The 18,145-nt window shown below is 33.8% G+C and carries 18 protein-coding genes; 11 read left to right on the top strand and 7 right to left on the bottom strand.

Annotation, left to right across the window (positions count from 1 at the left end; genetic code table 11):
• Positions 1-137: 137 nt before the first annotated feature.
• Positions 138-1,778: a methionine--tRNA ligase gene (gene metG / locus CRO45_RS04895; protein WP_097148515.1), complete on the top strand. Its 1,641-nt coding sequence runs from the start codon at positions 138-140 to the stop codon at positions 1,776-1,778.
• 780 nt (positions 1,779-2,558) lie between these two features.
• Here the strand turns inward: metG and CRO45_RS04885 are convergent.
• A complete protein-coding gene (locus CRO45_RS04885) occupies positions 2,559-2,945 on the bottom strand; it encodes a sigma-w pathway protein ysdB (RefSeq protein WP_097148513.1) in 387 nt (128 codons plus the stop codon).
• A 91-nt stretch (positions 2,946-3,036) separates the two neighbouring features.
• Here CRO45_RS04885 and CRO45_RS04880 point away from each other — a divergent pair, with 91 nt between their 5' ends.
• The 4 genes from CRO45_RS04880 (at position 3,037) to CRO45_RS04865 (ending at position 5,523) form a co-directional block, all read left to right on the top strand.
• Positions 3,037-3,525, top strand: a complete 489-nt coding sequence (locus tag CRO45_RS04880) for a dUTP diphosphatase (RefSeq protein ID WP_097148654.1) — start codon at positions 3,037-3,039, stop codon at positions 3,523-3,525.
• Positions 3,526-3,578: 53 nt separating this feature from the next.
• Positions 3,579-4,667, top strand: coding sequence for a M42 family metallopeptidase (locus CRO45_RS04875; protein WP_097148512.1), 1,089 nt, complete (start codon positions 3,579-3,581; stop codon positions 4,665-4,667).
• A 101-nt stretch (positions 4,668-4,768) separates the two neighbouring features.
• On the top strand, positions 4,769-5,128 hold the full coding sequence (locus CRO45_RS04870; RefSeq protein ID WP_097148511.1) for a VOC family protein: 360 nt from the start codon (positions 4,769-4,771) through the stop codon (positions 5,126-5,128).
• Positions 5,129-5,142: 14 nt separating this feature from the next.
• The gene (locus CRO45_RS04865; RefSeq protein WP_097148510.1) at positions 5,143-5,523 is read left to right on the top strand and encodes a VOC family protein; all 381 of its coding nucleotides are present in this window, start codon (positions 5,143-5,145) and stop codon (positions 5,521-5,523) included.
• Positions 5,524-5,601: 78 nt separating this feature from the next.
• Here the strand turns inward: CRO45_RS04865 and CRO45_RS04860 are convergent, their stop codons facing one another.
• Together CRO45_RS04860 and CRO45_RS04855 are read right to left on the bottom strand one after the other, a co-directional pair.
• Positions 5,602-6,798, bottom strand: coding sequence for a hypothetical protein (locus tag CRO45_RS04860; protein WP_097148509.1), 1,197 nt, complete (start codon positions 6,796-6,798; stop codon positions 5,602-5,604).
• Positions 6,795-7,319, bottom strand: coding sequence for an RNA polymerase sigma factor (locus tag CRO45_RS04855; protein WP_097148508.1), 525 nt, complete (start codon positions 7,317-7,319; stop codon positions 6,795-6,797). The genes CRO45_RS04860 and CRO45_RS04855 overlap by 4 nt, the downstream gene beginning before the upstream one ends.
• A gap of 169 nt (positions 7,320-7,488) precedes the next feature.
• On the opposite strand from CRO45_RS04855, the gene CRO45_RS04850 reads away from it, so the two are divergent.
• From CRO45_RS04850 to argF, 3 genes are all read left to right on the top strand, one after another.
• Positions 7,489-8,313, top strand: a complete 825-nt coding sequence (locus CRO45_RS04850; RefSeq protein ID WP_097148507.1) for an SDR family NAD(P)-dependent oxidoreductase — start codon at positions 7,489-7,491, stop codon at positions 8,311-8,313.
• Positions 8,314-8,432: 119 nt separating this feature from the next.
• The gene (locus CRO45_RS04845; RefSeq protein WP_235864521.1) at positions 8,433-9,890 is read left to right on the top strand and encodes an AMP-binding protein; all 1,458 of its coding nucleotides are present in this window, start codon (positions 8,433-8,435) and stop codon (positions 9,888-9,890) included.
• 404 nt (positions 9,891-10,294) lie between these two features.
• A complete protein-coding gene (gene argF, locus CRO45_RS04840; protein ID WP_097148505.1) occupies positions 10,295-11,260 on the top strand; it encodes an ornithine carbamoyltransferase in 966 nt (321 codons plus the stop codon).
• Positions 11,261-11,400: 140 nt separating this feature from the next.
• Here the strand turns inward: argF and sspI are convergent, their stop codons facing one another.
• Positions 11,401-11,610: a small acid-soluble spore protein SspI gene (gene sspI / locus CRO45_RS04835; protein WP_097148504.1), complete on the bottom strand. Its 210-nt coding sequence runs from the start codon at positions 11,608-11,610 to the stop codon at positions 11,401-11,403.
• 202 nt (positions 11,611-11,812) lie between these two features.
• Here sspI and CRO45_RS04830 point away from each other — a divergent pair, with 202 nt between their 5' ends.
• A complete protein-coding gene (locus CRO45_RS04830) occupies positions 11,813-12,682 on the top strand; it encodes a YitT family protein (RefSeq protein ID WP_097148503.1) in 870 nt (289 codons plus the stop codon).
• 163 nt (positions 12,683-12,845) lie between these two features.
• On the top strand, positions 12,846-13,211 hold the full coding sequence (locus tag CRO45_RS04825; RefSeq protein WP_097148502.1) for a hypothetical protein: 366 nt from the start codon (positions 12,846-12,848) through the stop codon (positions 13,209-13,211).
• A gap of 141 nt (positions 13,212-13,352) precedes the next feature.
• Here the strand turns inward: CRO45_RS04825 and nadA are convergent, their stop codons facing one another.
• Genes nadA through nadB form a run of 3 tightly spaced genes read right to left on the bottom strand, consistent with a single transcriptional unit; the run spans position 13,353 to position 16,857 of the window.
• A complete protein-coding gene (gene nadA, locus CRO45_RS04820) occupies positions 13,353-14,456 on the bottom strand; it encodes a quinolinate synthase NadA (protein ID WP_097148501.1) in 1,104 nt (367 codons plus the stop codon).
• 3 nt (positions 14,457-14,459) lie between these two features.
• Complete coding sequence (nadC, locus tag CRO45_RS04815; RefSeq protein WP_097148500.1) at positions 14,460-15,305, bottom strand: carboxylating nicotinate-nucleotide diphosphorylase; 846 nt, start codon at positions 15,303-15,305, stop codon at positions 14,460-14,462.
• Positions 15,262-16,857 carry an L-aspartate oxidase gene (nadB, locus tag CRO45_RS04810; protein WP_097148499.1) on the bottom strand — a complete coding sequence of 532 codons (1,596 nt, stop codon included), beginning with the start codon at positions 16,855-16,857 and terminating at the stop codon, positions 15,262-15,264. The genes nadC and nadB overlap by 44 nt, the downstream gene beginning before the upstream one ends.
• 129 nt (positions 16,858-16,986) lie before the next feature.
• Here nadB and CRO45_RS04805 point away from each other — a divergent pair, with 129 nt between their 5' ends.
• Positions 16,987-18,099 (top strand): cysteine desulfurase family protein, encoded by a 1,113-nt coding sequence (locus tag CRO45_RS04805; RefSeq protein WP_097148498.1) that lies wholly within the window; start codon positions 16,987-16,989, stop codon positions 18,097-18,099.
• Positions 18,100-18,145 lie beyond the last annotated feature (46 nt).

Raw genomic sequence — 18,145 nt, 5'->3', positions numbered from 1 at the left:
ATACGAGACACTTTAGACGATTTTTTCGAAATTCTGTCTCGTAAATACCTGAAATAATTAGAATAAAACACAATAGAAATGAAAATTTAATTACCCGGGGTCAATTATGAATTTATATATAATAGGAGGATTTTAGAATGACAGTTATTATCGGAGGAGCTTGGCCATACGCAAATGGTTCATTACATTTAGGGCATATCGCAGCCTTATTGCCAGGTGATATTTTAGCGCGCTACTATCGACAAAAGGGAGAAAATGTTTTATACGTATCTGGTAGTGATTGTAATGGAACACCTATCTCCATTAGGGCCAAACAAGAAAATACGACAACTAAAGAAATCGCAGATCGATATCATAATGAATTTGTTCAGTGTTTCAATAAATTAGGCTTCACTTACGATCTATATACACGAACCGATGCCAACCATCATCATGAATCCGTTCAAAAAATTTTTTTAACCCTATTAGAACGCGGGCTTTTATACAAAAAGAAAGTGAAACAAGCATATTGTGAGAACGACCAGCAATTCTTACCAGATCGTTATGTGGAAGGAATTTGTCCTAACTGTGGTTCAAATGCAAGAGGGGATCAGTGTGATCATTGCTCAGCAATTTTAGACCCACTAGACTTGATTGATAAACGATGTAAACTGTGTGGAAATGCCCCCGTTATAAAAGAAACGGAACACTTTTATTTTTCATTTAGTGCCTTTCAAAAGAAATTAGAGCAATATGTAGCTGAAGCTGATAGCAATAAAAAATGGAGAACAAACGCAATTGAACTAACTAAACGTTACTTAAATGAAGGATTACCAGACCGCGCTGTAACAAGAGATTTACCAAATGGAATCGATGTTCCGGTACCAGGTTTTGAAGGTAAAAAGATCTATGTATGGATTGAAGCGGTAGCAGGGTATTTAACGGCGAGTATAGAATGGGTTAAACAGCATAACGAGTCCATTGAAAATTGGTGGAATGAAGAAGCAATTTCTTATTATGTTCATGGAAAAGATAATATTCCGTTTCATACAGTAATTTGGCCAGCAATTTTATTTGCCCTCGGCTCAAAGGCAATGCCAACTCACATTATTTCAAATGAATATTTAACCCTTGAAAAAAGGAAATTATCCACGAGCCAAAATTGGGCAGTGTGGGTCCCAGAAATTTTGAAAGACTATCATCCAGATTCACTTCGTTACTTTTTAACGGTGAATGCCCCTGAAAATCGAGACACGGATTTTTCATGGAGAGAATTCATTTACAGTCATAACGGAGAATTACTAGGGGCATTTGGAAATTTTGTAAATCGAACACTAAAGTTTATAGAGAAATCATTTGATTCAATTATTCCACAAGCAGAAATAGATGAGTCTATTAAACGTAATACGGAAAAAATCTTTGAAGAAGTTGGGGATTTAATCGAGAAAGGTCACTTCAAACAAGGATTGGAGACGGTTTTCGAATATATACGATCTGCTAATCGTTACTTTGATGAGCAAAAACCATGGATTCAAGTAAAAGAAAATATTGAAGAATGCAATAAAACTCTAGCTTCTTGTGTATTCATCATTCAAAATCTTGCACAGCTTTTACATCCATTTTTACCGTTCGCAAGCGGTGAAATAAAAGAGACCCTTAGTATACAAGTGAATGAATGGAAAGTGCAAAATCAACTCCCAAATGAAATTAAGAACGTGCATCCTTTATTTGAAAGAATTGATACGAAAAGGATTGATGAAGAACTTAGAAAGCTATACGAACAATCACAAAATAACTAAAGGAATTACTAGCAGAGGATGAAGGACATTTGAGTTAAGAAATCCATTCAAAATGTCTATCATGAGGGTGATGAAGGACATTTGGGGGAAGAAATCGAACCAAAATGTCTTTCATTACGTTGAGGAATTAGTTTTGCGTTACGCATCCATCAAAAAAATGACCTTCACAATGGCATGAAGGTCATTTCAAACAAGAATTTGAGGTAAAAATTTTTTTCTAACCACTCATTCTTAATCTATTAATTTTTTCCTAAAGGATATTACCATCATTATGCCACCCAACAGTAGAAAAACAATTCCGAAAGTCGAGAAAACAGCATAAAACTGGTTAAAGATATCGGCAAAGTAGAACATGACAGAACTTATTGCGATCATTATTAGAGAAATGCCTCTTATTCTGTTTGTTTTATATATAGATCTAATAATTGCAGTCCAAAAAAATATACCAAAAGCAATACCTAAACCGTATAAAATCCACCAGAATAAATCAGATTGCAAAGTAATATACCTCCTCATACAATTACTAAAAAAATGGATATTACTCAACAATTTCGCCAAGAAATCGTTAAATCCTTTTATGGCTTTTTGACCGAAATGTTTAAGCACATAAAAAGCCACTCACATTGAATGGCTTTAACATTTTCTAAGTAACTTGGGTAATTAATTTCACTCAGTTCATCGATATGTATTCAATAAAAAATTTATGATTAATAAAAACGATAAAGGATTGTCCCACGTGGTTCATAACAACCTATGTTGAGACAATCCTTAACGTATAAATTAATTTTCTTCCTTCATCAGTTGTTCAATCGGATTTTTCCAATTTATTTTAGCATTTGGGTAATTTAATAATATTTCTTTTTCCAAATAATAAAAGTCCTCTTTTGATAAGCCTTGTAATTTTCCGGTATCGTGAACCCAGACGAAAATGGATACAACTTCAAAAGCATCTGTTGTTGTTCCTAAGTATTTTTCACCTTCAAAAAGTGCACCTTTATAGGAAATAAAGAAGTTTTTCCGTACATTTTTTACATCATCATAAAAATAATATTGTCCCTTTTCATAAGCTTCATCAAGCTTTCTTTTCGGATCTGTCAAATAACGAACAATTTTATAGAATATGTAAATGACTGCTACAATTACAATAATTCGTATGAGAAGAGCCATGGAAGTTCCTCCTTGTAAATGCGTTGTACATTCATTTACGATTGAAGAAGAGAATAAGTTTCATTTTTTCATTAAAAATAAGGAGAAAATTATGAATTTTATAGAACTTTTTTCGATGCAACGGAAACTAGATGCATTTATAGAAAATAATCGAGGTATTAATAGTGATGTATTTATTGAAAAAGGCTTAGCATTAACAGTTGAGTTAGCAGAACTGGCAAATGAAACGAGATGCTTTAAATATTGGAGTTCAAAAGGTACTTCTGAAAAAGCCATTTTGCTAGAAGAATTTGTGGATTCGATTCATTTCCTACTTTCACTTGGAAATGAAAAAGGAATTTCCATTGATGAATGGCCAGAAATAGAGATTCATGAAGAAGTAAATTTAAGCAAGTTGTTTTTAAAAACACAACAATCAATTTTAACTTACATACAACACCCGGAAGTAGACAAATATAACATAGTTTGGCAAAATTATAGTGTCTTAGCTTATAATTTAGGATTTACTTTAGAGGATATTTTAGTTGCCTACAAATTAAAGAATGAAAAAAATTATGAGCGACAACGAACAGGGTATTAATAAAAAGTTTTGCAGTATACTTAATTAGTTATTCTTATTTGGGAGGACAACAAATGGCGAAATTAGACGAAACATTAACAATGTTTAAAGAATTAACAGATGCAAATGGAATCGCGGGAAATGAACGTGCACCTCGTGAAGTAATGAAAAAATATATCGAACCATATGCAGATGAAATTGAAACGGATGGTTTAGGAAGTTTAATTGCAAAAAAAGTTGGGGACGCAAATGGTCCTAAAATTATGATTGCTGGTCACCTTGATGAAATTGGTTTTATGGTAACCCAAATCGATGATAAAGGGTTTATTAAATTCCAAACAGTTGGTGGTTGGTGGAGCCACGTAATGCTGTCACAACGAGTAACAATTACAACTCGAAAAGGTGACGAAATCATTGGTGTATTCGGCTCAAAACCGCCACACATCTTGCCAGTTGAAGCACGTAAAAAGGTAATGGAAATGAAAGACATCTTTATTGATGTTGGTGCAAGCTCAAAAGAAGAAGCTGAAGAGTGGGGAATTCGCCCTGGTGACATGATTACACCTTATTTCGAATTCAATGTGATGAAAAACGAAAAAATGCTTCTTGCAAAAGCTTGGGATAACCGTATCGGTTGTGCAATTGCTATTGATGTTATGAAAGCATTAAAAGATGAAAATCATCCAAACGTTGTTTACGGTGTAGGAAACGTACAAGAAGAAGTTGGATTACGTGGAGCAAAAACTGCAACAAATAAAATCCAACCAGATATCGGTTTTGCTGTTGATGTTGGTGTAGCTGGTGATACACCGGGTATTACAGCAAATGAATCAACTTCTAAAGTTGGTGCTGGTCCACAGATTATTATTTATGATGCTTCAATGGTAGGGCATAAAGGTTTACGTGATTTAGTTGTAGACGTTGCTGAAGAACTGAACATTCCATACCAATTCGACTCAACTCCAGGTGGTGGAACAGACGCTGGTTCAATGCACATTGCCGGAACTGGTGTTCCAAGTATTGCAATTAGTATTGCGACAAGATACATCCATTCACATGCAGGTATTTTACATCGTGATGATTATGAAAATACAGTGAAACTAATTGTAGAAGTTACTAAACGATTAGACCGTGAAACTGTAAATAAAATTACATTTGAATAAAACAAATTAACGATTGCGCTAATTCTCAAAAAGGGATTAGCGCTTTATTTATGGAATAAATATTAGTGGATTGTACTATGGAATATTTGGAGGCATGCCTTATGAAAGTGAAAGGATTTGGTGGCATCTTTTGGAGAACGAAAGATGTTCATGGATTGAAAGAATGGTATAAAGAAACTTTAGGAATTGAGATGAACGATTGGAATGGAGCAATTATTACTCCAAGCCAAGATAATGAAACGATTTTTTCTTTATTTAAAGAAGATAGTGAGTACTTTCCGAAAGAACAATCAGTTATGATAAACTTTCAAGTTGACCATATTGAGGAATGGATGGAACATTTCAACAAATTAGGTATTCCACTTATAAAAGAAGTTGAAAAAAGTGAATTTGGAACATTTCTTTGGATTGCTGATCCAGAGGGTCGATGGATTGAACTATGGGAAAAAAATGCTGAATAATGGAGTGATTGTATATGAACTTAAAAATGAGATATGTAATTTTATATGTTGCAGATCAGGAGAAATCAAAACGATTTTATAAAGATATTTTAGGGCTACCAGTTCGTGGAGAGCATGGAACTTATATTGAATTTGAAACGGGTTCTACGATTTTAGCCATCAATACACGTGACAGTGTAAAAGAAATTACAGGATTGCCTATTCCAGAAAATAATTCTTCTCAAACATTTGAAATTGGATTTGTTGTTGACGATGTGAAAGGAACAATCGAATCATTAAGAAAACGAGATGTTGAAATTTTAGTGGAACCAATTGAGAAACCTTGGGGACAAGTAGTAGCGTATGTAGCAGATCCAGATGGACATTATATCGAAATTTGTAGTTCCCTTGATTAAAGATTTCCTATAATTGGAACGTAAAAAAGTATAATGCGTAAATCCAATTTAGAAGGGTTTACGCATTTTGTTAAGGATTTATTTTATTTGGAGATCAATGTCGCCATACTTCTTCTTTAACACTTCCATCCAGATTTGATCATAAGTTAGATTTTCAATTGTTTCTGAATGGTTACTGTTTTCAATCTCCATTAAAATTGTTTTAGCCAATTCACTAACTGCGCTATCTTGTTCAATTAATTGATTTAGCACAGAAATAAGAGAAGTTGAATAAGTGTTATTTTCTTTCACATGATATGAGTCAGTTCCAGTGAAAAGTTTAAATATACCACCTTGATAATAAAGTTTAAGTAAATCATAATCCTGGAATTGTTCGTAGTTTTCATTGGTTAAAAGTACTTCTAATTTTAACATCGATTTTGTCATCTCTTCTACAGAGAATAAAAAATCCCCTGCATAAAAATAAGGCTGCATTGATAGGGCTTCCAAATAACTAAAAGCAGAAGCTGACAGTTTTTCAGAAACAACGGGTTTAAAATCATCATATATATACTGATAGAATTCACCGTTATTGTTAGTAGCTAAAATAAATCCTTGCATTTTTAGAAGTTCAGAGTCGGCTTGCAATGTATTCGTCTTCAGTAGTTCGTTATATAGTGATGACAAACTCTTTATTTTATCTCCATAATCAAGTAAAAACGAATGTTCTTCTTCAAGCGATAGTTTTTCCCCTTTTTCTAATAATAGTAGCATTTCACTAGGGGGGCGAATGGAATCCATTATCCTTTGTTCCCATTCTTTTATATTCGTGTTGTCATAACGTATTTCTTTCTCTTCAACTAAATCCACCGTATATTTTAAAAGAGAATAACTGTTTTGGATGTATGATAGTGATTCAATTTGTTCTATTGTTAATCCAAGTTCTTCTGCATAACGTTGAATGGAATTTTCATAACGCACTTCTAATTCATTCGTCCATGCAATTAAATCGAGATAATCTTCGTTATCCATCTCTCGCTCATTGGTTTCTGTAATAGGTAAATTAGATTGGGAAGTTGGGTTGTTTAAGACCCAAACCGTACTAACAGTTCCTAGAAGTATAAATGTTACAAAAACGAAGGCTGGCATAGGTAGAATAAATCGCTTTCTTCTATTCTTAGTTTTGAATTTCTGCATCGGTAACTGATTCATTATGTTTTTTGGTTCAGACTGAATCGGGAGTTTTTCATAACTTTGTTTTAAACGAAGTAATCGTTCTTCTAACTCTTTTGTCATAAAGTTCCCTCCAACTGATGTTTTAACTTTTTTTTCGCTCGAAGTATTCGTAATTTGACATTAGGCATTGAAATGTTTAGGACGATTGCAATTTCCTTATATGTAAGTTCATGAAAATAAAATAAAATGAGCGGAAATTTGTATTTGTCTTCGAGTGCAGTGATTGCATTATGTAAATCATTATTAAATTCACTGTAAAAGTGTTCATAGTAATTTCTCGGCAATTCATTTTGATAGTTATTCAAGTTTGTTTCCATCACTTGTTTTTTTCTATATTGATCGCGAACTTCATTTAATGTGATTTGATACAACCAAGTTGTAAATTTTCCATTCACAAAATGATGCAAAAATCGATACATTTTAATACAAACTTCCTGCGTCACATCTTCTATGTAATCTAGGGGAATACCGCTTTGGAAAGCAAACCGTTCAATTGTAGGTATGTAATGTTCAATTAATTGTTCATAAGCATACAAATTCCCGTCCTTTGCTTGTTTGATGAGTAGGTCTGGTTCAATCATATGGTTCTCCTTTCATAGTGTTATTAGTGGAACGAAAGATTTTAGGTAAAAGTTACAACATTGAAATTTTTCCTATTCTTTTAATGGTACTATAAACAAAGGGACTCATTGTATGAAATGCGAAAAACTAACGTTTATATAAAAAGTTGAAAGCTGAGTGAGGTTGATAATGCATAATCAATATTTAGTAGACTTCTGTTTCTTTGGATTAACTAATGTGAATAAAAAAACACTCGCTCAACAACTTGAAGGGAAATCAATATTAATTACAGGTGCGAGTTCAGGGATTGGAGCACAACTTGCATACGAGCTTGCGGACTTTCATTGTCATTTGATTTTAGTTGCGAGAAGAGGAGAGAAGCTTGCTGAAGTAAAGAGAGAGGTCGAAAAGAAAAACGCAAGGGTAGATATCTTCCAAGCAGATTTAAGAAATGAACCTGAGATGAACGATTTGCTATCCTTTCTTCATAGCTTACCAAATGGGTTAGATATAATCGTTAGTAATGCAGGTCTATCCATTAAACGTTCAATCTATGATTCTCTTGATCGATTTCATGATGTTTCAAGAACGATGGCCATTAACCATTACGCACCAGTCCAGTTACTTTTATCAACCATACCACTTCTTCAAAAAAATCGAGGGCAATTCATTAACGTGTCAAGTATTAATACTTTATTAGCACCAGTCCCTTATTTCGCAGCTTACCAAGCTTCCAAATCGGCATTTGATATTTGGTTTAGGTCCGTTTCACCTGAGCTAAATGCAAAAGGAATAGTAACAACGTCGATTTATTTTCCGTTAGTAAAAACACCTATGATTGAACCTACTGTAGCATATCGAAATAAACCTGCCTTGTCTAAACGTGGCGCAGCACAGATTATCTGCAAGGGAATGTATAAGAATAAGAAAAAAATGAAACCTTGGTGGCTACTATTTGGTCAAATGGCGTCTATTTTTTTATTTAGCTTTTGGGATTTCACAAAAAAGAGATAGGGTGGAGTGTTTTGGTGAAAGTTTTTCGATTACTATATGTTCTTTATCATATAAAATGTTTATCACCGATTGCTGTATGCTATTTAATCAATTCTTTTTTAAAGTGTGGAGTCAATTTAATGACATTATTAAACTTTGCAGAGAAAAGATATTCTCATCAAGTGTTTTTAGTGGATGACAAAGAATCTTTCACCTATAAGGAATTGCTTAGCTCATCTATGAAACTTGCAATCGCTCTAAAAGAAAAAATGGGTATAGATAAAGGAAGTAAGGTGGCCATCCTGTGCAAAAACCATGCTTCACTTATGAAATCCATTTTTGCTGTTTCAAGACTAGGCGCAGATTTGTATTTTATTAATACTGAAATTAGCAAGATTAAGTTTAATGAATTAATTCATCAACATCCGTTTCATTTATTAATTTATGATTTTGAATTGAGTTCAATTGTTAGCCAATCAGATTACAAGGATCCGAAAGTGTTCAGTTATCATAACGAATTACCTGCAATTAATAATCATCTACTTTATGAACATCATGAAAGTAACAAACTCCCAAGAACATCAAGTGGTAAGGTTGTATTACATACGAGCGGCACAACTGGCAAACCAAAAGAAATCGCACATAAGCCTTCATTGTTTAATTATTTAAATCCTTTTATTGTGTTTATTCAAAAATTAGAGATATTAAAATATGACAGAGCTTACGTTGCGACCCCGATTTATCATGGATATGGAATGGCCATTATGCTTCTATTCATTCCATTAGGGAAGCAAGTCTTTATTCGGGGTAACTTTGATGCACAAGATGCTTGTACAGTAATTAAAGAACACCATATTAAAGTCGTTACAGTTGTTCCAACGATGTTGCAACGAATGTTAGATACGAACAAGGAGGATTTAAGGTCGTTGCGTTGTATTGCTTCCGGCGGGGCAAGGTTAACTTCTAATTTAGTTGAAGATACATTTAATTCATTGGGGAACGTATTGTACAATTTATACGGTACAACAGAATCTGGATTAAACTTTATCGCAACTCCTGAAGATTTAATCTATTCTCCAGCAACTGTTGGGAGGAAGATACCGGGAGTGGATCTTAAAGTATTAGATAGTCATTTGTGTGAAGTGAAACAAGGAAACGTAGGTCTAATCTGTATAAAAAATGAATGGTCAATGTGGAATAGGAACACGAGTTGGATACAAACTGGGGATATAGGATACGTAGATGAAAACGGCTTTTATTATTTATGCGGTAGGATCGATGATATGATCATTTCTGGCGGGGTGAATATTTATCCTATTGAGGTTGAACAAATGCTTATGAAACATCCATCGATTATAGATGCAATCGTGATAGGGATTGAAGATGAACAGTTCGGCCAACGATTAAAAGCATTCGTAATTCCTATAGAGGGAAGCGAATTAACCGAGCATGAAATCCTCCATTGGTTGCGGTCAAAGGTATCGAGATACCAATTACCAAAGGAAATCGAATTGGTTAACCAACTCCCTTATAACTCTCTTGGGAAACTTGATCGAAAACAACTAAATAAAACGATGAATGCTAAAAATCGAATTTAATTTAATTCGATTTTTTTGTTTTAGATAGGAGAGGAGAAAAAGTTGAAAAATTTCCAGTAAACTGTCCCTAATCCCACATTTTAAGAACAAAAGGGAATATCATTACATAATATTGTTTTTGAGGTATTTTTCCTTTCAATTTTTTAGGTCTCTCTTGAATAATTAAACATACACATACATATTTTAATGAATAAATTTTCGCACAATATTTAAAAATAACGAATTTTTATAGCTTAAATTTTATTAATATTCTATATTTTTATTATTTATTCACAGATTTTCTCTATTTTTATGAATATTTATCGAATTTGTAAAACGAAAAAATATTATAAAAATACGCTTGATTTTATAAATATGCAATTGTATAATGAATTACAACTTAACAATAAGGAGCGGTAAAGAGTATGAAATTGTTAGAAGAGGTGCAACTAAAATTAGTCTCTAGTTTAAAAGGAAAAGACTTATTAACGTTGCTTGATTATACAAGTGAAGAAGTTCAAGATTTAATTAAATTAGCTACACAACTAAAAGCATTGACAAAAGAAGGGAAATGCCCGAAATTACTAGACGGCAAAACCCTTGCAATGATATTTGAAAAAAATTCGACACGTACGCGTATTTCATTTGAAGTAGGGATGCACCAATTAGGTGGTAAATCAATGTTTATGCATTCACGTGATTTACAAATTGGTCGAGGCGAACCAATTTCAGATACAGGGAAAGTTTTATCAGGCTATTTAGATGCGATTATGATTCGTGCAAACTCCCATGAGATGGTGAAAGAACTTGCAGAACATGCAACAATCCCTGTAATCAACGGGTTAACTGATATTTATCATCCCTGCCAAGCTTTAGCGGATTTAGAAACAATTGCAGAAAATAAAGGCACATTAAAAGGTTTAAAAGTTGGATATGTAGGCGATGGAAATAACGTTGCTCACTCATTAGTTGTTGCAGCTGCACACGTAGGAATGGATATTGTAGTAGCAACACCTGATGGATATGAATGTAACGAAGAAATTATTGCAAAAGCAGCTGAAATTGCAAAAGCTAACGGAAGTATCGTTGCTGTAACAAATGATCCAGTTGAAGCCGTTATGAACGCAGATGTAGTTTATACTGACGTATGGACTTCAATGGGGCAAGAAGAAGAATCTAAAAAACGCTTAGCTGACTTTAAAGATTATCAAATTAATGATGAATTAGTTAAATTTGCAAAACCAAATTATATGTTCTTACACTGTTTACCTGCTCATAGAGAAGAAGAAGTTGCTACATCAGTTATTGATGGTCCGAATTCTTATGTTTTTGAACAGGCTGAAAACAGACTTCATGCACAAAAAGCAGTTCTTGCTTCAATTTTAGCTTAATTAAAATCAATTACATGCGATTGTTTTTCAAGTTGGAAAGACACATTGCATCATAGTAAAGGCAATCCGGGAGACGCTGGATTGCCTTTTTCATCAATTAAAAAAGTGAACAAATAGTCTTTGTCCACTTCAATCAATCGTTAATTTTTAAAGGCTTGAGATAGTTTTTCAGTAAACGCTTCTTGTTCAGCTGCGCTTGAAGTTTGCCACCATTTTTCTAAAAAGACTCCAAGGCCAGGTAGTAAATGTTCGTCACCGCGAGAAATTGCATCTTCTACTGTATCGCGAAATTCGTTCGCACTATCACCTTGTACATTTGATGTTATCGCTTCGCGTATCATAAAACTCATTACAATCTCCTCCTCTTTGAGTATTTTGTTTCAAATATATAAATTCTATACATAATGAACGTATATATAATGATTGGAAAATTTTTATTAACATAATTACATTTGTTATTACAAATTTTTGTAAAAATACTACTTTTGATTTTACGCATGTACTACGCGTTTTATATAATAATTACATACTTTTTTGAATCGAGGTTTTTTGATGGGACATGTACAACATAAATCCAACAAACTAATGTTTTTTGTAAGAGCAATAATGGTAATTATCGGTGGAGCGATTGCAGCTTACGGATTGGAATCTGTATTAATTCCAAACTCTGTATCCGACGGTGGAGTTACTGGGATTAGTATTGTAGGTTCACAATTATTTGGAATTCCTCTAGGTATATTAATTGGAGCATTAAATATTCCATTTATCTATTTAGGTTATAAACAAATTGGTAAATCATTTGCGATATTATCGATACTTGGTATCGCTTCATTATCAGTAGGTACGAGCCTTATGCACCATGTACCAACGATTATTCACGCAGATACACTATTAGTTACTGTTGTTGGTGGGATTATTCTCGGCTTTGGTATGGGGTTAGCATTACGAAATGGTGGAGCGCTTGATGGTATTGATATGTTAGCGGTATTACTTTCAAGAAAACTTCCTTTTGGTACGAGTGACCTGATTCTTTTCTTAAATGTTTTTGTGTTTATCATCGTATCAACGGTATTCGGGTTTAAAGGGGCGATGCTTTCCGGAATTGCTTACTTTATTGCTTCTAAAGTCGTAACAATCGTTGAAGAAGGTCTAAGTGGTTCGAAAACATTTAATATAATTACAAAAGAACCAGAGATAATGGTTGAAACGATCCGTGACCGATTAGGACGAACGGCAACATATAAAGAAGTATATGGTGCTTATTCTAAAGAAAAATCAATTGAAATTACTTGTGTCATTAACCGATTAGAAGATAGTAAAATGAAAGAAATTATACGTGACATTGACCCAACTGCATTTGTAACTGTCTATGAGGCTGCAGAAGTAAAAGGTGGGAACTTTAGAAAGCGTAATATCCATTAATCTAGCAACTTGCAAGTAAACAAAATATACTTAATGAAAAAGTACCAAAATCACTAGAGTAATAGTTGGGATATATTAAAATAGTATGGATAAATTATTTAATATTCACAAAAACTATTTAAAAATAGTACTATCTGCCGATATAGACTCCTGAGGTGATAAAATGGCAAACTGGTCATTAAGTAAAAAATTAATTATAGGATCGTTTTTACTTTCAATTATTTCATTATTTTTCAAATGGGTTGATGTTGGATTATTCAGTGTGAATGGATTCCAACAACAAGGTTATTTATTCCTTTTAATCTTTATTTATCCATTAATTCGTGTGAATCAAGGAAAACATATAAATAAAGTTGGAGGTTATGTTCTAGCTTTACTAGGTATTATTGGTGTGATTTTATTTATCATGTCAAAAACGGAAACAATCTTTGGCGTAACGGTTAACGCAGCTTCAACTGGTATGTATTTTATGTTAATTTCTTTCGTAGGTTTAGCTGCAGGCGTATACTTCAATGCTAAAGGAAGATAAATACATAGGGCAGTTCCAATTTTGGTAGAAAGTCCATTATATTATTAGGTATTTTAGTTTTTTTAGTGGGGTTTGATTTAGAAAATCTATTAAATATAAAAAAAGGTGATGTGAAAAGCACACATCACCGCTACTTTTAAATTAAGCCAACTGAAGCATTCGATCAAGTGAGAGTATAGCCTCTCTAGTTGTTTCTTTATCTACTTGAATGATATTTCCTTGTTCACCGTTATCAATCATCTCGAGTGCCCAAAGTAGATGAGGTAGATCAATCCGATTCATCGTCAAACAAGGACACATATTCTCGTTAAGTGAAATAATACTTTTGTCAGGATGTTCTGCGATGATACGTTTAACAAGATTCATTTCAGTTCCAATGGCCCAGCTAGAACCTGATGGAGCATTATTAATGACATCGACAATATATTTAGTAGAACCATTGTCATCAGCTAATTCAACAACTTCACGACAACATTCAGGGTGAACAATAATTTTCATATCAGGGTATTTCTCACGGACTTGATATACATTTGCTGGAGTGAAACCTTGGTGAACTGAGCAGTGACCTTTCCATAAGATCACTTTAATGTCATCAACATTGCCTTCAAATTCTAATGCATTTTTATATGGGTCCCAAACAGCCATCTGTTCTAAAGGAATGCCAATATCAAAAGCAGTATTACGACCTAGATGTTGGTCAGGTAAGAAGAATAATCTTTCTTTTTGTGTAAATGCCCATCGAACCATTTTCTTTGCATTGGAAGAAGTAACACATGCACCACCGTAACGACCAGTAAAAGCTTTAATCGCTGCTGTTGAATTGACGTAAGTTAGTGGAATAATTGTATCACCAAAGATATTTTGAAGTTCTTTCCATGCTTCTTCAGTTTGATAAATATCCGCCATATCTGCCATTGAGCATCCAGCTCGCATGTCAGGTAGGTAAACATCTTGATAATCTTCAGTTAACATATCTGCTGTTTCTGCCATAAAATGAACGCCACAAAATACGATATGTTTAGCTTTTTTATTTTTAGCCGCAACTTGAGCTAGTTGTAAAGAGTCCCCGATACTATCAGCAAATTGAACGACTTCATCTTTTTGATAGTGATGACAAGGTAAAAATAAATCATCACCTAATTTTTCTTTTATTTCACGGATGCGAGCTTCCATTTCAGAACGCTCCATCGAACGATATTTTTCTGGTAACATTTTTACATCTTTTAGTAAATTTGCAATTGCCATCTTTTAATACGCTCCTTTAAGTTGTACTAATGCACTAATGTCTAAAGCTTTTACAGAATGGGTAAGTGCTCCAAGGGAAATATATTGAACGCCACTTTCTGCATAACTTCTTAAATTTTCTAAAGTAATGCCGCCAGATGCTTCAGTTGTTATATGATCTGGTACAAAAGGTAACCAATCACGAATTTCATCAGGTGTGCGGTTATCAAACATAATTATGTCTGCACCAGCTTCAATAGCTTCTAGTAATTGGTCTTTCGTTTCAATTTCTACTTCGACTTTAATCGTATGACCAATTTTTGATTTTGCTAGTTTAACTGCATTTGTAATTCCACCAGCAAAAGCAATATGGTTATCTTTTAACATAATGCAATCATATAACCCACCTCGGTGATTGAAAGCACCACCCGATCGAACAGCATATTTATCTAGCATTCTAAGACCAGGAATTGTTTTTCTAGTGTCAACTATTTTTGCATTGGTTCCTTCTGTTAAAGCAACAGCATTTGCAGCATTTGTTGCAATTGCACTCATTCGTTGAACTAAATTTAAAATGACACGTTCTCCAGTCAGTAAACTTCTAAAGGATCCGCAAATAACTGCTAATTGTGAACCTTTATGAATTCGTTCACCATCATGTTTTAACAATGTTACTTCTAGCGTTGGATCTAGTAATTTAAAACCAGTTTCAATTATCTGTGCTCCACAAAATACGCCGTCTTCCTTTGCATAGAATGTAAACGATCCTTGTTCAGAAGGGGAGAATAAATATTCGCTCGAAAGATCTCCATCACCAATATCTTCATTAAAAAATTGCTTTAACATGTCTTGAAGTTTGATCAAATTCATATAGTCCGCCCCTTACATTCATTTTTCCATTTTCAAAAACTATCCATTTATTTTGCCAATCGTTACTCAAATCTCCATAATCTTTTCGAATATGTGCACCACGTGATTCTGTTCGTACAAAGGCAGCATTCGCGATTAGTGATGAAGTGATATGCATAAAAATTTGTTCAATCTTTTCTTGTTTTAGATTGTCAAAATCTACTTTAAAGAATTGTTCAAAAGAAGGTAATTGATGAATTAACTCTTGTAAACCTTCAGAGTCTCTTAAAATACCAGATTTTGCTAACATTTCATTTTGGAGTTCCTCAATTGGTAATAATGTGAAAGATTTCACATTAAAACTAGTAATGTTTTTGACAGGCTGGAAGTTTTTTTGTCTAGTACCATTTTGGATTAGATGTTCTGCCATTAATTTACCGAAAGTAATCCCTTCTAATAGGGAGTTGCTCGCCAATCGATTTGCTCCATGAACACCAGTACATGCAACTTCACCAACAGCAAGTAATCTAGGAATACTTGTGCGACCGAACGAATCAGCAACAACACCACCCATAATAAAGTGACTACCAGGTGCTATTGGTATTCTACCTTCTGTTATTGAAACTCCATTATCTTTACATAATTGAGTAATTGTTGGGAATTGTTCTTCAAAATGATCAATCATGGAAATATCAATGTACACTTCATTTCCTTTTGCACGTTCTTTATACATTTCAAATGCTGTAATATGTCGTGGAGCTAAATCACCGAGGGGATGTTTTCCCTCCATGATCTTTTGGCCATTTTCATCTACAAATTGTCCTCCAGCACCACGAACCGCTTCAGAGACTAATCCACGAGATAACCCCTTTACATAGAGTAAACTTGGGTGAAATTGAATAAATTCCATATCAGAGATTTTTGCACCAGCTAAAAAGGCAAGTGCTATGCCATCACCAAAACTATTCGGGGAATTAGATGTACTAGCATAAAGTGCACCAGCCCCACCAGTAGCTAATATGATATAAGAAGCAAAATAGGTATTTATATCATCATTAGAAGTTTTCGTTTTCACACCGATACATTCACTATGATTGTTTAAAATCAATTCAAATGCCATTTCAAAATCGTGAATTTGCACGTTTTTTGGTAATACTTTTAATAAATAATCTATTAGTACTTTACCCGTTGCATCACCACCTGAGTGGACAATTCGTGGCATACTATGCGCGCCTTCAAGACCTAATGAAATGTCACCGTTGTCTTTACGGTCGACAGGGAAATGCTCATCGATTAACTGATGAATTGCATTTTTTCCTTCTTCAACTAACGTTTTAACATTTTCTAAAGAGTGATGATGTTCGCCAGCAACTAATGTGTCGTTAATATGGAGCTGGGTTTGATCGTCGCTAGACATAACAGCGGCAATTCCACCCTGTGCTTTATATGAACTACCATTAGTAATTTCAGCTTTAGTAATTATATGTACATTAAAGTTTTTACTTAAAGCTTTTGCTGATTGTAAAGCTGCAACACCACTTCCGATTATGACGATATCCGTTTCGATAATCATGTAAGTAACCTTCTTTACAGTTGTCTTTACACCTATCTTCACATAAAATAAAAAAGAAAACAAGTCTTGAATTCAAAACATAACATGGAAGAATCATAGAAAAATATGTTAATAAGAGAGGAACCTACAATGATTTATCTTGATTATGCTGCATCAGCTCCAATGAGTAATGCAGCGATTAATGCATATAGCGATGCAGCAAAATTAGCATTTGGAAATACATCCAGTCTTCATGATGCGGGAGGAAAAGCAGCACTTTTATTAGAAAATGCTCGTACTATAATTGCGGATAAATTAGGTGTTAATAAGTATGGAGTTATTTTTACGGGAAGTGGAACAGAAGGGAACTTATTAGCTATTTTATCTCTTGCAAGAGGTGGGAAAGGAAAACATATTATTACAAGTGATGCAGAACATACTAGCGTACATGCAGCAATGAACACTTTAGAAAGAGAAGGATATGAAATAACTAAGCTACCTTTTACCGATAATGGAATCATTGATGTAGAACTGCTAGAAAAGTCGATAAGAAATGATACAGTATTAATTTCAATTCAGCACGTAAACTCTGAAATTGGTACTATCCAACCCGTTGAGAAAATAGCCCAAATTGCAAATGCATATGATATTCCTTATCATGTTGATTGCGTACAATCCTTTTGTAAGTTAGATCTAAAGTCTTTTTCAAGCAATGTAGATGCTATTACTATTTCTGCACATAAAATTGGTGGTCCAAAAGGGTGTGGAGCTGTTTATCTAAACCCAAAACGACGTGTTTTACCTGTCTTTCCAGGGGTAACCCATGAACGGGGCTTACGAGGAGGTACTGTTGACACTCCTGCAATTGTAGCAATGGTAACAGCAATTGAAGAATATGAATATCGATTGGAAGACTTTTGGAAATACCGAATTAAACTGAAAGAACTATTAAAACATTCACCTTGTTCGTTTATAGAAGGAAAAGGTGAAGAACAATTACCAAGTATTATTGGTATTTGTCTTGAAGGTGTTGAAGGTCAATATGTCATGCTTCGATTAAACGAAGATGAAATTTGTATATCTACAGGAAGTGCTTGTGACATTAATAGTGCCTCAGGTACTAAAGCAATTTTAGCCATGGAGTATAATTTATCGAAAGCTAGACAATTTTTCCGAGTTTCTTTTGGGGTTGGGACTACGGAAGCTGAAGTAGAAAAGTTAGGTACAACTTTATTAAAAATGATTGAAGAACTAAATATATAATTGTTAAAATCGTGTATCTTTTACAGTGCTTATTATTTCGTGTAAA

Origin of the sequence: Ureibacillus acetophenoni, from assembly GCF_900220965.1 — a bacterium.
In the GTDB taxonomy this organism is placed as follows: domain Bacteria; phylum Bacillota; class Bacilli; order Bacillales_A; family Planococcaceae; genus Ureibacillus; species Ureibacillus acetophenoni.
This window is presented reverse-complemented; position numbering and strand designations above follow the sequence as displayed.

Bases quoted from the DNA above. Each gene is read 5' to 3' on its own strand.
- nadB (WP_097148499.1), bottom strand. From the start codon at position 16,857: ATGATTATCGAAACGGATATCGTCATAATCGGAAGTGGTGTTGCAGCT.
- sspI (WP_097148504.1), bottom strand. From the start codon at position 11,610: ATGAGTTTTATGATACGCGAAGCGATAACATCAAATGTACAAGGTGAT.
- CRO45_RS04860 (WP_097148509.1), bottom strand. From the start codon at position 6,798: ATGACAAAAGAGTTAGAAGAACGATTACTTCGTTTAAAACAAAGTTAT.
- CRO45_RS04865 (WP_097148510.1), top strand. From the start codon at position 5,143: ATGAACTTAAAAATGAGATATGTAATTTTATATGTTGCAGATCAGGAG.
- CRO45_RS04830 (WP_097148503.1), top strand. From the start codon at position 11,813: ATGGGACATGTACAACATAAATCCAACAAACTAATGTTTTTTGTAAGA.
- argF (WP_097148505.1), top strand. From the start codon at position 10,295: ATGAAATTGTTAGAAGAGGTGCAACTAAAATTAGTCTCTAGTTTAAAA.
- CRO45_RS04805 (WP_097148498.1), top strand. From the start codon at position 16,987: ATGATTTATCTTGATTATGCTGCATCAGCTCCAATGAGTAATGCAGCG.
- CRO45_RS04850 (WP_097148507.1), top strand. From the start codon at position 7,489: ATGCATAATCAATATTTAGTAGACTTCTGTTTCTTTGGATTAACTAAT.
- metG (WP_097148515.1), top strand. From the start codon at position 138: ATGACAGTTATTATCGGAGGAGCTTGGCCATACGCAAATGGTTCATTA.
- CRO45_RS04845 (WP_235864521.1), top strand. From the start codon at position 8,433: ATGACATTATTAAACTTTGCAGAGAAAAGATATTCTCATCAAGTGTTT.
- CRO45_RS04870 (WP_097148511.1), top strand. From the start codon at position 4,769: ATGAAAGTGAAAGGATTTGGTGGCATCTTTTGGAGAACGAAAGATGTT.
- CRO45_RS04880 (WP_097148654.1), top strand. From the start codon at position 3,037: ATGAATTTTATAGAACTTTTTTCGATGCAACGGAAACTAGATGCATTT.
- CRO45_RS04885 (WP_097148513.1), bottom strand. From the start codon at position 2,945: ATGGCTCTTCTCATACGAATTATTGTAATTGTAGCAGTCATTTACATA.
- nadC (WP_097148500.1), bottom strand. From the start codon at position 15,305: ATGAATTTGATCAAACTTCAAGACATGTTAAAGCAATTTTTTAATGAA.
- CRO45_RS04825 (WP_097148502.1), top strand. From the start codon at position 12,846: ATGGCAAACTGGTCATTAAGTAAAAAATTAATTATAGGATCGTTTTTA.
- CRO45_RS04855 (WP_097148508.1), bottom strand. From the start codon at position 7,319: ATGATTGAACCAGACCTACTCATCAAACAAGCAAAGGACGGGAATTTG.
- CRO45_RS04875 (WP_097148512.1), top strand. From the start codon at position 3,579: ATGGCGAAATTAGACGAAACATTAACAATGTTTAAAGAATTAACAGAT.
- nadA (WP_097148501.1), bottom strand. From the start codon at position 14,456: ATGGCAATTGCAAATTTACTAAAAGATGTAAAAATGTTACCAGAAAAA.